Source organism: Pseudomonas sp. P4_C1, from assembly GCF_056402155.1.
Genome location: NZ_JBFUHY010000106.1, coordinates 1 through 12,656, shown reverse-complemented (window position 1 = coordinate 12,656; position 12,656 = coordinate 1). Strand labels below are relative to the sequence as shown.

Sequence of the window (12,656 nt, the reverse complement as noted above, 5' to 3'; positions counted from 1 at the left end):
ATGGTGCAGGGCTCGAGATTTGCCAGGTGCTGCATGAGCGTTACCCGATTGAATTTTTTTCGGTACAGCTCGTGACCACGATCATCCTGTGCATGTAGATGAAAGGTGTGTTTTCCCAGATCGATGGCGGCAATAGCTACTTTGCTCATGGCAATGATCTCCGATAAGCCCCCTGTGAAAGCTTAGTGGTCGATCACAGGGGGCGGCGGGGGTAGCCATTTCATTAGGGGGGATGAGTGACTCTGAAGTTATTTGCTATTGGCCAGCGTGCTGTAGCGGGTCATCAGATTCCGATAATCCGGAATGTGGTTGATCCCTTCACGTGGGGCAGCCGGTCAGCGCTGGGAGTCCAGCGCCTCGTGTTCGTTCGCCACTTGTTGGGCCTTGAGGTAACTCTCGATCAGCAATTGATAATGCGGCATGGCCTGGGCGTAGACAGCGGCCCACTGCTCGGCATCCGGACGGTTCCACGAGCCTTGCAGCTCGGATAGCGTCGCCATGATGTCGATCGGCACCACCCCGGCCTGGGCCAGACGGGCAACGGTCAGCTCGGTGGCCAGTTTCGAGTGGTTGCCCGAGGCGTCGACCACCGCAAACACCTTGTAGCCTTCATGCACGGCGGCGATGGACGGGAACGCCAGGCACACGCTGGTCAAGGTGCCGGCGATCACCAGGGTTTTCTTGCCGGTGGCTTTGACCGCCGCGTGAAACTCCGGGTTGTCCCAAGCGTTGATTTCACCTTTGCGCGCCACGTACTGCGCATGGGGTGCGGCCTCGTGGATTTCCGGGATCAACGGACCATTCGGCCCCTGGGGAACGGAAGCGGTGGTGATCACCGGCATCTTCAGCAGGGTCGCGGCCTTGGCCAGGGCAATGGCGTTGGCGCGCAGTTGGGGCACGTCCATGTCCTTGACGATCTGGAACAGTCCGCTCTGGTGATCGATCAACAGCATCGCGCTGTCATTGGGGTCGATGGTCGGCTTCTGGCCGTTGAAGTTGGCCGCGTAGACAGCGTTCATGTGCGTTTCCTCTTTCTTTTGGGCAACAGCCATCCCTGGCCTGAAAACCGGCCTACTCATCCTGTGTAGAGTCGGGTGTAAAAGCGCTGCGAATTAAGCGTGCATCCGGCCGAAGCGACCGGACTGGAAGTCGGCGAAGGCCTGGTGGATTTCCTGCTCGGTGTTCATCACGAACGGCCCGTGGCCGACGATCGGCTCATCGATCGGTTCGCCGCTGAGCAACAGCACCACCGCATCTTCGCTGGCCTGGAGGGTCATCTGGTCGCCCTTGCGGTCGAACAGGGCCAGTTGCCCCTGGCGCACCGATTCCAGGCCGTTGACCTGAACCGTGCCGCGCAGCACCACAAGTGCGGTGTTGCGCCCTTCATGCAGGTCAAGGCTGAGCAACTTGTCGGCATTCAAACGAATGTCCCACACGTCGATCGGGGTAAAGGTGCGCGCCGGGCCTTGGTGACCGTCGAACTCACCGGCGATCAGGCGCAGGCTGCCGGCGTTGTCCTTCAAGGCGATGTTCGGGATGTCGCCGTCGAGGATCGTTTGGTAACCGGGGTCGGCCATCTTGTCCCTGGCCGGCAGATTGACCCACAGTTGCACCATCTCCAGGGTGCCACCGCTCTTGGCGAAACCCTGGGAGTGAAACTCTTCATGCAGGATCCCCGAAGCAGCGGTCATCCATTGCACATCGCCGGGGCCGATCTTGCCGCCACTGCCGGTGGAGTCCCGGTGCTCCAGTTCGCCCTTGTAAACGATAGTCACGGTTTCGAAGCCACGATGCGGATGCTGACCAACGCCACGTCGCTCGGTGGTCGGGGTGAATTCAGCGGGGCCGGCGTGATCCAGCAACAGGAACGGGCTGATGTGTTTGCCCAGGTTGTCGTAGGAAAACAGCGTGCGAACCGGAAAACCGTCACCAACCCAATGGGCCCGTGGACTGGTGTAGATACCGATGATGTTTTTCATGGTGTCTCCTGATGAGGTGAGTGAAGCCATGGACAGAGATTAAAACCGTGACCTTTGCTGCGCTAGACTGCAAAAATCAGCTTTAGCGTTCTATTTGGAGAACGATGGTGGAAGACCTCAACACCCTCTACTACTTCACCCAGGTAGTGGAGCATCACGGTTTCGCCGCAGCGGGCCGGGCGCTGGACATGCCCAAGTCCAAGCTCAGCCGACGCATTGCCGAACTCGAAGAGCGCCTAGGCGTGCGCCTGCTGCACCGCACCAGCCGGCATTGCTCGTTGACGGAAATCGGTCAGGCCTATTACCAGCGCTGCCTGGCCATGCGGGTGGAGGCGGAAAGCGCCGCCGAACTGATTGAGCGCAATCGCTCCGAGCCCCAGGGCCTGGTGCGTGTCAGTTGCCCGACGGCGCTGCTCAATTCCTGGGTCGGGCCGATGCTGACCCGCTACATGCTCAAGTACCCGCTGGTGGAGTTGTTCATCGAGAGCACCAACCGTCGGGTCGACCTGATTCACGAAGGCTTCGACATTGCGCTGCGGGTACGCTTTCCGCCGCTGGAAAACACCGACATGGTGATGAAGGTGCTGGGCAACAGCACCCAGAGCGTGGTCGGCAGCCCGGCCTATTTATCGCGCCTGTCGACACCGGCCTCCCCGGCCGACCTCAGCGGCTTGCCGAGCCTGCACTGGGGCGCGGCGCAGCGCGAATATCAGTGGGAACTGTTCGGAGCCGACGGCAGCACCGCAATGATTCGTCACGCGCCGAGGATGGTCACCGATGACCTGTTGGCGTTGCGCCATGCGGCGGTCGCCGGGATCGGCATCGTGCACCTGCCCAGTGTGGTGGTGCGCGATGAAATCGCTGCCGGGCAACTGGTGGAACTGGTGCCGGGCTGGGCGCCGAAGAGCGGTGTCATCCACGCGATCTTCCCCTCGCGTCGGGGCTTGTTGCCCTCGGTGCGCACGTTGATCGATTTTCTTGGGGAGGAATTCAGTCGTAGTGATATTGCTTAAGAGCGGGATAAGGCTTTGGACCGAGTGATGGCTATCGCGAGCAAGCTCGCTCCCACAGGGGATTTGTGGTGCATATAGATCCAATGTGGGAGCGAGCTTGCTCGCGATGGCGTCAGACCAGACACAATCAACACATCTTCCTGCCCCGATTCATGACTTTCAGTAAACATTGCTTTGCCGCTCCAGCGGTTTTTCTCACGGATGCAGGCGCCGATACTGCCGCCCATTCCCACTGCAACCTCTGGAGTCATCAATGTCTATTCCCGCCTTCGGCCTGGGTACGTTTCGCCTGCAAGGCCAGGTGGTCATCGATTCGGTAAGCACCGCCCTGGCGCTCGGCTACCGGGTGATCGATACCGCACAAATCTACGAGAATGAAGCCGAGGTCGGCGAGGCTGTCGCTGCCAGCGGCATCGCCCGTGAAGAACTGTTCATCACCAGCAAGATCTGGGTCGCCAACCTGGCCGGTGATCGTCTGATCGACAGCCTGGAGGAAAGCCTGCGCAAACTGCAGACCGATTACCTGGACCTGACCCTGATCCACTGGCCGTCGCCGGACGATCAAGTGCCTGTCGCAGAGTTCATGGGCGCCCTGCTCGAAGCCAAGCGCCTGGGCCTGACCCGGCAGATCGGCGTGTCCAACTTCACCATCGACCTGATGCAGCAAGCGATTGCAGCCATCGGCGCCGAGCACATCGCCACTCACCAGATCGAACTGCACCCGTACCTGCAAAACCGCAACGTCGTCGCGTTCGCACAGAGCCAGGGCATCGGCATTACGTCATACATGACCCTGGCCTACGGTGAAGTCCTCAACGACCCGCTCATCCAGCAGATCGCCGAACGCCTGCACGCGACGCCGGCCCAGGTCACTCTGGCCTGGGCCATGCAATCGGGTTACGCAGTGATCCCGTCCTCAACTCGCCGGGCCAACCTCGAAAGCAACTTGAAGGCTCGCGAGCTGACCTTGAGCGAGGCCGATATGGCCTTGATCGCAACGCTGGATCGCGGCCACCGGCTGACCAGCCCCAAGGGCATCGCGCCGCACTGGGATTGAGCCTCAATCCTGCTCCAGACGCTGGTCCAGGCGGGCCATGGCTTGCTGCAACCGGTCGACGGCGTCGCCGATCAGTGCCGCGCGGCCGTCATTGCACGCCTGCTCCAGCTGTTCGCAACACTCGACCAGGGCGAGCGCTCGCACCATTAGCGCCCCGCCCTTGATCCGGTGTGCCAGTTCCTGCAAGCCCGGGCGATTGCCGCCGGCGTGCAAGGCCAGCAAATGCACGCGATCCTCGCGGTTGGTCAGCGCCAGATCGCGTATCAGTTGATCGATCAACTCACGATCCGAATCCGCATAACGTTCCAGCCCGCTCAAATCGAACTCGGCGAAGCCAGGGTCGACGATCGCCGCTTGGGGTGCACTGGAAAACCGCCGGGCCAGCCACGCCTGCAAGTCCACCAGGCGAATGGGTTTGAACAGGCAATCGTCCATGCCCGCCGCCTTGCACCGGTCCTTCTCCTCAGCCTGCGCATTGGCGGTAAAGCCCAGAATCGGCGTCGACGACAGCCCCTGCACCTGCTCTTGCTCACGTATCGCGCCCGCCAATTCATAACCACTGAGCTGCGGCATATTGCAGTCGGTGATGACCAGATCGAAACCGTACCCGTACCCCTGCCCGCGCCACTGTTCAAGCCCCTGCGCCCCGTCCTCCGCCAGCACCACGCGATGGCCCAGATAGCTCAACTGCCGCGAGAGCAACTGGCGATTGGCCGGATAATCGTCAACCACCAGAATCGACAATGCCCGGGTCGTGAGCTGCGCCGGATCCTGGGACACCACCTCGGCGGGTAACGTTTGCAGGACGGGCAGCACCAGGCTGATGTCCACCCGCGTGCCGCGCACAGGCTCACTGTCGAGTTGCAACCGGCCGCCCATCATTTCACACAGGGTACGACTGATCACCAGGCCCAGGCCGGAACCCTGCCGGGCGGTCTGCTGGCTATTGCCCGCCTGCACAAACGGACTGAACAGGCGTTGCTGGTCGAGAGCGCTGATACCGATGCCACTGTCCTCGATACTCAGCCTGACAGACAGAAGCGCCGGGGCTTGAGGCAGCACCCGCAGTGTCAGGCTCACCTCACCTTCTCGGGTGAACTTGATCGCATTGCTCAGCAGATTGGACAGCACCTGTTTGAAGCGCGTGGGATCGAGCATCACGTCACAGTCACTGCGCGCGTCGAGATCGACCCGCCACTGCAGATTCTTTTGCATCGCCAGCCCTTCGAAAACCCGGCAGACCGACGTCACCAGCGCGTGCAGATTGACCCGCTCCGGCGCCAGCGACAAATGCCCGGATTCGATCCGCGCGACGTCCAGGATGTCGCCGATCAAATCCAGCAACTGCTGCCCGGCGTTGGACGCCACCTCGATGGCGGCGCGGTCGGTCACCCCTTCATCGGCGCGTTTGAGTGCCAGTTCGAGCATGCCGATCAAGGCGTTCATCGGCGTGCGGATTTCATGGCTCATGGTGGCCAGGAACGTGGTCTTGGCCCGGTTGGCGTCATCCGCCGCGTCCTTGGCTTCCTGCAATTGCCCAAGCAATTGCTGACGCTGGCGAATCTGCCGCCGCTGCCAGACGATCCCGGCCAACGCGAGCAACAACAAGACACCCGCCGCCGCAAACGCCTGCACGATCGCTTGTCGGTGTCGCAGCCAGTAACTCTGCTCGACCATCGCGTCATAGCGCCAGGGTTGAGTCAGCTCGTCAATTTCTTCGGGGGGAATACTCAGTAATGCCTTGTCCAGAATCGAATGCAGCTCGGTGGCCTCGCGACTGGTTGCCAGGGTGCTTCGGGCGGGGTCGGTGCCCACGGTGCTGGTCACTTGCAGACGATCGCGATACTGCCGGGAAATCAGGTAACGGGCGCTGATCAACGAGTTGATGCCGCCATGGGCCTTGCCCTGGGCGACCATCTCCATGGCGTCCGTGGACAGTGGCGCATCCGCCAGCTGGATCAGCGGGTAATGCTGGCGAAGGTACTCGGCGGCAATGTTGCCCTGGGTCAGCGCCAGGGTTTTCCCCGCCATGTCATCCAGCGTCCTGGGGCTGTCCGCGTCCACGCGGGTCACCAGCACCGACGGGCTGCTCAGAAACGACCGGGTGAACCGCAATTCGTCTTCACGCTGGGAACTGAGGCCGATACCGGCCAACACATCGATCTGGCCGCTCGTGATGCCCGTCATCATCTCGGCCACCGACTTCATGCCCTGGATGTCAAATTGCAGCCCGGTGCGCAAACTGATTTTCGTCAGCACATCGACGCCAATGCCGCGAAACTTGCCTTCGCTGTCGACAAATGAAATCGGCGGGATATTTTCGTTGATTGCGACCTTCACCCGCGGGTGCCGTTCGAGCCAGTGCTGTTCGGCCACGCTCAATTGCAAAGACTGAGTGCCCGGGATAGACACCCCGTTGGCCCCCCAACGGCGCAGGATGTTCATTTGTTCATTGGCGGTGATGGCCGCCAGCGCCTTGTTGACGATGCGTAATAGCGAAACGTTGTCGCGGGTCATCGCAAAGGCAAAACGCCCGGACTCCATGGGCGAGAAGTCCGTCAGGTGAACGTTGTTCAGGTAATTCCTGCTGATCAGATAATGGGCATTGATCGCATCACCGAGGTAGACATCGGCCTGGCCGAACGCCACGGCACCCATCGCCGCCAGTGTCGAGGGAAACAGCTGGACCTGCGCTTTGGAATAGAACTGTTGCACGCTGTATTCGGGCAAGTAGTGATACAGCATCACCAGTCGCTTGCCGGCCAGTGTCGGGTCGAGCACCGGAGGGAAATCGGTGCGGGTGACCAGCACCGGTTGATCCACCGCGTAGGCGCTGGACATCTGTAGCCGCGGATCTTCGGCTTCGAATCGGTTGGCCGTTCCCAGCAGGTCGGCCTGCCCGTTCTTGATGGCCTGCACCGCGTCGGCCCGCGACGGATAACATTGAACCTCGATGACGACGTTCAACAATTGTTCGAGCAACCCGGCGTAATCGGCTGTTACGCCTTCGAACACCTTGCCTGCCGTGTTGAACTCGAAGGGGGGATAGTCGGGAGCCGAGACAGCCAGCACCAATCGGCCCTTTTGCTGCAACCAGCGCAACTCGGTTTCCGACCACCTGACGCTCAGGCCTTCGGCACCCGAGCGTCCCAACAGGGTCAACGATTGTTGTGCACAGACCGTCGATGCCCAGAGAAGAAGGCCAATCAGCACCCCGCCTGCCAATCGTCGGAGAGCGTTCATTCAGATCAAATGATTGCGCAGGGCGAAATCCCTCAAGTGCACCGACGAGCTCACGTTGAGCTTGAGGGTGAGGCGGGTCTTGTAGGTACTGACGGTCTTGTAGCTCAGGTGCATGATCTCGGCGATTTCCAGGTTTTTCGAACCCCGGGCCAGGTACTGCAGAATGGTCAACTCACGATTGGAGAGCTTGTCGATCAACTGCCTTTCACTGCGTTGCAAATCCCCCATCGACACGGAACTCGAAGGGATCTGGGCAAAATAGGTATAGCCGGCCATCACCGAATGCACCGCCGCCTTCAAGTCATCCAGGTCCTTGCTCTTGGAAACATAGGCAACCGCCCCGGCCCGCATGCAGCGGTCCTGATAGAACTGGGCCTCCAGTGAAGTGAACACCACCACGCGACATCGCGTCTTTTCGGCCTTGATACGGTCCATCACCTCAAGCCCCGCCACACCCGGGAGGCCCAGATCAAGCAGCACGACATCCGGTTGATGCTCCCGGATCAATGCCAGGACCTCATCGCCACGGGAGGCCTCGTAAATACTCTTGAATCCTTCACCCTTGAGTACGAGTTTGATCATGGAGCGAACCACCGGATGATCTTCCACAATCAGTGCTGACTTCATGACAACTCCCGTGCAAAACAACACGATCGGGCAAAAAATGCCCTCCAGGCACCGCAGCGGTTGGGCACAACGCTGCGCATAGACTTTTGCATGGAAGGCTGGAAAGTACTACCTGACAGAAATGACAGTTCCGACGAACGGTAGCCGACGATCGACAGCGCTCATCAACTGCGTAATGGACGCCAGGTCCGGCACAGCGGTCTGGCTCAACTGGACTTTGCCCGCGACTGTCGACAACGGCGCCTGCCGTTCATTGAAGATAAACGCGTGATGAACCTGCGGGTTGTCGTCAAGGAAACTGAGCAGGTCCAGCGCTCCAATTGCCATCGCCCCATTGACCAGCACCAGGTCCAGAGGCTCGCAACCGTATTCCACCAGTGCAAGGAGCTCGTCGAGGCTCTGCACCGGAGCCACCCGAAAATAGCCGAGCTGGTTGAACAGTCGCTCGATCCGCAGGCGGTTGAAGTGCTGCGCATCGGCGATCAGGATGCGCAAGGATTTGTTCGGCAAGGTGACCTCCAAAAGGATGTCGGTTTCAAGAGGTCGCAAAGCCTACGGAAGACCTTCCTGGTTTTATGTAGGAATATTCCTAAAATAATGCCGGTTAATCTGACGCTTGCCCGGGAAACCTTGGCCGTTACTCCGTGGTACTCGGACTCCAGAACGCCTGCACCACCAGGCTCGACGTCGAAATCCGTGCCACCAGCGCATCCAGTTCATCACCATCGACCGAGGTGGTCGCCAGGGTGGCCTCGATTTCAATTTCATCCGTGCCGAAGGCATGCACATCGACATCGCTGGCCGGATAGTTGCTGCGCGCAAGCTCGGCCTCGAGCAGGGCCAGCACGGTTTTCTGCTGCGTACGCCGGGTAATGACATAGACGATGTTGGTGACTTCCGCCGAAATCACATCCAGCGGCTGACGGTTGATGGTGTTGACGATCGGCCGCAGCAAGGTGTTGGCCGCAAGCACGAACAGCGTGCCAAGCAACGCTTCGGCCAGCAGGTCGGCACCGGCGCAGGCACCGACTGCCGCCGAGGTCCAGAGCGTGGCGGCGGTATTGAGGCCGCGCACATTGCCCTCTTCACGCATGATCACCCCGGCGCCGAGAAAGCCGATACCGGAGACCACGTACGCCACGACCCGCACGGCCCCTTCGGCCCCGCCGAGCCGGTTGGCCATGTCGACGAAGATCGCCGCGCCCACCGCCACCAGCACGTTGGTGCGCAGGCCCGCGGTGCGTTGCCGGTACTGACGTTCGAAACCGATCAGGCCGCCGAGGATGAAGGCCGCGCTGAGGCTGACCAGGGTGTCGAGCAGGGAGGTCAGGTTGAGGTTGTTGATGGCTTGCATATGAAAATCCTTGAAAAACACACGATCCCTGTGGGAGCGAGCTTGCTCGCGATGACGGCGGCACATTCGACATTAATGTGACTGACCCACCGCTATCGCGAGCAAGCTCGCTCCCACAGGGGTTGCGTTGATTGGCCAGCCTCGCGGCTTTATTGCCAGCCAAACCGCCGAATGTAGAACCCCTTCACCGCCTGGGTCAGCGCCATGTACGCCAGCAGGATCACCGGCAGGAACACGAAGTACAGCGACGGCAATGCCTGCAATTTGAAGTAATGCGCCAGCGGTCCCATCGGCAGGAAAATCCCCACGGCCATGATCAGTCCGGTCATCACCAGCAACGGCATGGCCGCGCGGCTTTGCAGGAACGGGATCTTCGGCGTGCGGATCATGTGCACGATCAGTGTCTGGGTCAGCAGCCCGACCACGAACCAGCCGGACTGGAACAGGGTTTGGTGGTCCGGGGTGTTGGCGTCGAACACGTACCACATCAAGGCGAACGTGGTGATGTCGAAGATCGAACTGATCGGCCCGAAAAACAGCATGAAGCGCCCGACATCCGCCGGCTGCCAGCGCTGCGGTTGCTTGAGCATTTCGTCATCGACGTTATCGAACGGAATGGCGATCTGCGAAATGTCATAGAGCAGGTTCTGCACCAGCAGGTGCATCGGCAGCATCGGCAGGAACGGGATGAACGCACTGGCCACCAGCACCGAGAACACGTTGCCGAAGTTCGAACTGGCGGTCATCTTGATGTACTTGAGCATGTTGGCGAAGGTCCGACGCCCTTCCAGCACGCCCTCCTCCAGCACCATCAGGCTCTTTTCCAGCAGGATGATGTCGGCCGCTTCCTTGGCGATGTCCACGGCGCTGTCCACGGAAATGCCGATGTCGGCGGTGCGCAGGGCCGGGGCGTCGTTGATGCCGTCGCCCATGAAACCGACCACATGGCCGTTGCCCTTGAGCAGACGGACGATGCGCTCCTTGTGCGATGGCGTCAGCCTGGCGAAGACGTTGGTAGTCTCCACGGCTTTCGCCAGTTCGGCATCGCTCATGCGTTCGATGTCGTGGCCCATCAGCAGGCCTTGCTGCTCCAGGCCGACTTCGCGGCAGATCTTCGCCGTTACCAGTTCGTTGTCGCCGGTCAGCACTTTCACCGCCACACCGTGGGCCGCCAACGCCTTGATGGCTGGCGCGGTGCTTTCTTTCGGTGGATCGAGGAACGCCACGTAGCCGATCAGCGTCAGTGCCTGTTCATCGGCCAGGCTGTAGGTGTCGCGCCCTTCGGTCATTGGCCGTGCCGCTACCGCAACCACACGCAAGCCTTCGCCGTTGAACGTGGCCGTGACCTGACGAATTCGCGCCAGCAACTCTTCGGTCAGAACTTCATCGACTTCGCCGTGACGTACCCGCGAGCAGACCGCCAGCACTTCTTCCACCGCGCCCTTGCAGATCAGCAGGTGCGGTTGATCGCGCTCGGCGACCACCACCGACATGCGCCGGCGAGTGAAGTCGAACGGGATCTCGTCGACCTTGCGAAACGCCGTGCCGACTTTCAGCTCACGGTGGACCTCGACGTGCTCGAGCACCGCCACATCCAGCAGGTTTTTCAGGCCGGTCTGGTAGTAGCTGTTGAGGTAGGCCATTTCCAGCACGTCATCGGAGTCGTTGCCCCAGACGTCGACGTTGCGCGCCAGGAAGATCTTGTCCTGGGTCAGGGTGCCGGTCTTGTCGGTGCACAGCACGTCCATGGCGCCGAAGTTCTGAATGGCGTCGAGGCGTTTGACGATGACTTTTTTGCGCGACAGGAACACCGCGCCCTTGGCCAGGGTCGAGGTGACGATCATCGGCAGCATTTCCGGAGTCAGGCCCACGGCGATCGACAGCGCGAACAGCAACGCTTCGGTCCAGTCGCCCTTGGTGAAACCGTTGATGAACAACACCAGTGGCGCCATCACGAACATGAAGCGGATCAGCAGCCAGCTGACTTTGTTGACCCCGGTCTGGAACGAAGTCGGCGCCCGGTCGGTTGCACCCACGCGCTGGGCCAGAGCGCCGAAATAGGTGCTGTTGCCGGTGGTGAGAATCACCGCCAAGGCCGTGCCGGACACCACGTTGGTGCCCATGAACAGGATGTTGTCCAGGTCCAGTGGATTGCGCGTGTCGCGGTCCTGCTGACGGGGAAACTTTTCCACCGGCATCGATTCACCGGTCATGGCCGCCTGGCTGACGAACAGGTCCTTGGCGCTGAGCACCCGGCAATCGGCGGGAATCATGTCACCGGCCGACAGCACGATCAGGTCGCCCGGCACCAGTTGCCTGATCGGCAGTTCGATGCGCTGCTCGCTGCGGTCCTCAAGGTCCCGGCGCATCACAGTGGCAGTGTTGCTGACCATGGCCTTGAGGGCATCGGCGGCCTGGTTGGATTTGGTTTCCTGCCAGAATCGCAGCAAGGTCGAGAGCACCACCATGGAGAAAATCACGATGGCGGCTTTCATGTCTTCGGTCAGCCAGGAGATGACCGCCAGCAACGTCAGCAACAGGTTGAACGGATTCTTGTAGCAGTGCCACAGGTGCGTCCACCAGGGCAGCGGTTGTTCGTGCTCGACTTCGTTGAGGCCGAATTGCTCGCGCAGGGCCTCGGCTTCGAGTTCGCTCAAGCCGTCGGCGTGACTGCCCAGGGTGTTGAGCAATTGACCGGAGTCGCTGCCGGCAGCGGCCACCAGGGTTTGCGCCAGGGTGGGAGGGACTTCACGGCTGACCGTGGTGTCGGTGAAGGTTTCTAGCAACGCCAGGCGACGGAAGTGCCGGGCGATGTGGCGGTTACGCAGGAAACCTGCGAAGAATTCCTTGAGGGTAAGTTTCATGGCTGGTGCCCCTTTGGTCAGCCGGGAAACCGTCGAGCAGGCAGGTCCACGCCGCTGCCGCCGGAACAACCGGCAAAGCAAGGCCTGGCGCGCCGGTCACGAATGACAGGCGTGTCGATAGAGCGGCGGCCACGACAAAAAGTCGAAACCACACACTGTTCAGCGTCGATGAGAAGAGGACGTCGGGACACGGCCAGGACTGGCCATGATCAGGATGCCGCTGCTCGCTTTTCGGCGAGACAACGGCACAGGAGACTGCGCGTTATCTTGCCGAGAAAATGCCGGTTACCGAGACCGGCCGACAACTGTCACTCGAACAAGTACCCACTGTGGGTCTCCGTAATGGATGAAAACGCGCGAAGCTTACGCCCCGATGTTTGGCGAGTAAACCCGATACAAAGTCTTGCCGGGGTGAATCATGGGGTTCTTCAGGAAGGGTTCAGGAATCAATATTTGCGGTGTTCTTTCTGGCCCCATCGCGAGCAGGCTCGCTCCCACATGGGTTCTTTCTTCGGCGCG

9 protein-coding genes and 1 pseudogene are annotated in these 12,656 nt (G+C 60.7%); 2 read left to right on the top strand and 8 right to left on the bottom strand.

Features of this window, described 5'->3' with window-relative positions:
* From AC1DU9_RS28145 to AC1DU9_RS28135, 3 genes and pseudogenes are all read right to left on the bottom strand, one after another.
* Nucleotides 1–149, bottom strand: a pseudogene (locus AC1DU9_RS28145) (IS110 family transposase); the annotation flags it as partial.
* 186 nt (nt 150–335) lie between these two features.
* Nucleotides 336–1,019: an isochorismatase family protein gene (locus AC1DU9_RS28140; protein ID WP_477811119.1), complete on the bottom strand. Its 684-nt coding sequence runs from the start codon at nt 1,017–1,019 to the stop codon at nt 336–338.
* A 93-nt stretch (nt 1,020–1,112) separates the two neighbouring features.
* Complete coding sequence (locus AC1DU9_RS28135; RefSeq protein WP_477811118.1) at nt 1,113–1,979, bottom strand: pirin family protein; 867 nt, start codon at nt 1,977–1,979, stop codon at nt 1,113–1,115.
* A gap of 104 nt (nt 1,980–2,083) precedes the next feature.
* Here AC1DU9_RS28135 and AC1DU9_RS28130 point away from each other — a divergent pair, with 104 nt between their 5' ends.
* Both AC1DU9_RS28130 and dkgB read left to right on the top strand, forming a co-directional pair.
* Nucleotides 2,084–2,992, top strand: coding sequence for a LysR family transcriptional regulator (locus tag AC1DU9_RS28130; RefSeq protein WP_095942547.1), 909 nt, complete (start codon nt 2,084–2,086; stop codon nt 2,990–2,992).
* 253 nt (nt 2,993–3,245) lie between these two features.
* Nucleotides 3,246–4,049, top strand: a complete 804-nt coding sequence (gene dkgB / locus AC1DU9_RS28125; protein ID WP_477811117.1) for a 2,5-didehydrogluconate reductase DkgB — start codon at nt 3,246–3,248, stop codon at nt 4,047–4,049.
* 3 nt (nt 4,050–4,052) lie between these two features.
* Here dkgB and AC1DU9_RS28120 read toward each other — a convergent pair whose 3' ends face one another.
* From AC1DU9_RS28120 to mgtA, 5 genes are all read right to left on the bottom strand, one after another.
* On the bottom strand, nt 4,053–7,292 hold the full coding sequence (locus AC1DU9_RS28120; protein WP_477811116.1) for a transporter substrate-binding domain-containing protein: 3,240 nt from the start codon (nt 7,290–7,292) through the stop codon (nt 4,053–4,055).
* On the bottom strand, nt 7,293–7,919 hold the full coding sequence (locus AC1DU9_RS28115) for a response regulator transcription factor (protein ID WP_223462392.1): 627 nt from the start codon (nt 7,917–7,919) through the stop codon (nt 7,293–7,295). It lies immediately after the preceding gene.
* A 108-nt stretch (nt 7,920–8,027) separates the two neighbouring features.
* Entirely contained in the window at nt 8,028–8,429 is a 402-nt protein-coding gene (locus AC1DU9_RS28110) for a chemotaxis protein CheY (RefSeq protein ID WP_477811115.1), read from the bottom strand.
* A gap of 127 nt (nt 8,430–8,556) precedes the next feature.
* Nucleotides 8,557–9,273: an MgtC/SapB family protein gene (locus AC1DU9_RS28105; protein ID WP_477811114.1), complete on the bottom strand. Its 717-nt coding sequence runs from the start codon at nt 9,271–9,273 to the stop codon at nt 8,557–8,559.
* A 149-nt stretch (nt 9,274–9,422) separates the two neighbouring features.
* A complete protein-coding gene (mgtA, locus tag AC1DU9_RS28100; RefSeq protein ID WP_477811113.1) occupies nt 9,423–12,137 on the bottom strand; it encodes a magnesium-translocating P-type ATPase in 2,715 nt (904 codons plus the stop codon).
* Nucleotides 12,138–12,656: the final 519 nt, after the last annotated feature.

Excerpts from the sequence above, each read along its gene's own strand:
- AC1DU9_RS28140 (WP_477811119.1), bottom strand. The coding sequence starts at position 1,019 with ATGAACGCTGTCTACGCGGCCAACTTCAACGGCCAGAAGCCGACCATC.
- AC1DU9_RS28135 (WP_477811118.1), bottom strand. The coding sequence starts at position 1,979 with ATGAAAAACATCATCGGTATCTACACCAGTCCACGGGCCCATTGGGTT.
- AC1DU9_RS28130 (WP_095942547.1), top strand. The coding sequence starts at position 2,084 with ATGGTGGAAGACCTCAACACCCTCTACTACTTCACCCAGGTAGTGGAG.
- dkgB (WP_477811117.1), top strand. The coding sequence starts at position 3,246 with ATGTCTATTCCCGCCTTCGGCCTGGGTACGTTTCGCCTGCAAGGCCAG.
- AC1DU9_RS28120 (WP_477811116.1), bottom strand. The coding sequence starts at position 7,292 with ATGAACGCTCTCCGACGATTGGCAGGCGGGGTGCTGATTGGCCTTCTT.
- AC1DU9_RS28115 (WP_223462392.1), bottom strand. The coding sequence starts at position 7,919 with ATGAAGTCAGCACTGATTGTGGAAGATCATCCGGTGGTTCGCTCCATG.
- AC1DU9_RS28105 (WP_477811114.1), bottom strand. The coding sequence starts at position 9,273 with ATGCAAGCCATCAACAACCTCAACCTGACCTCCCTGCTCGACACCCTG.
- mgtA (WP_477811113.1), bottom strand. The coding sequence starts at position 12,137 with ATGAAACTTACCCTCAAGGAATTCTTCGCAGGTTTCCTGCGTAACCGC.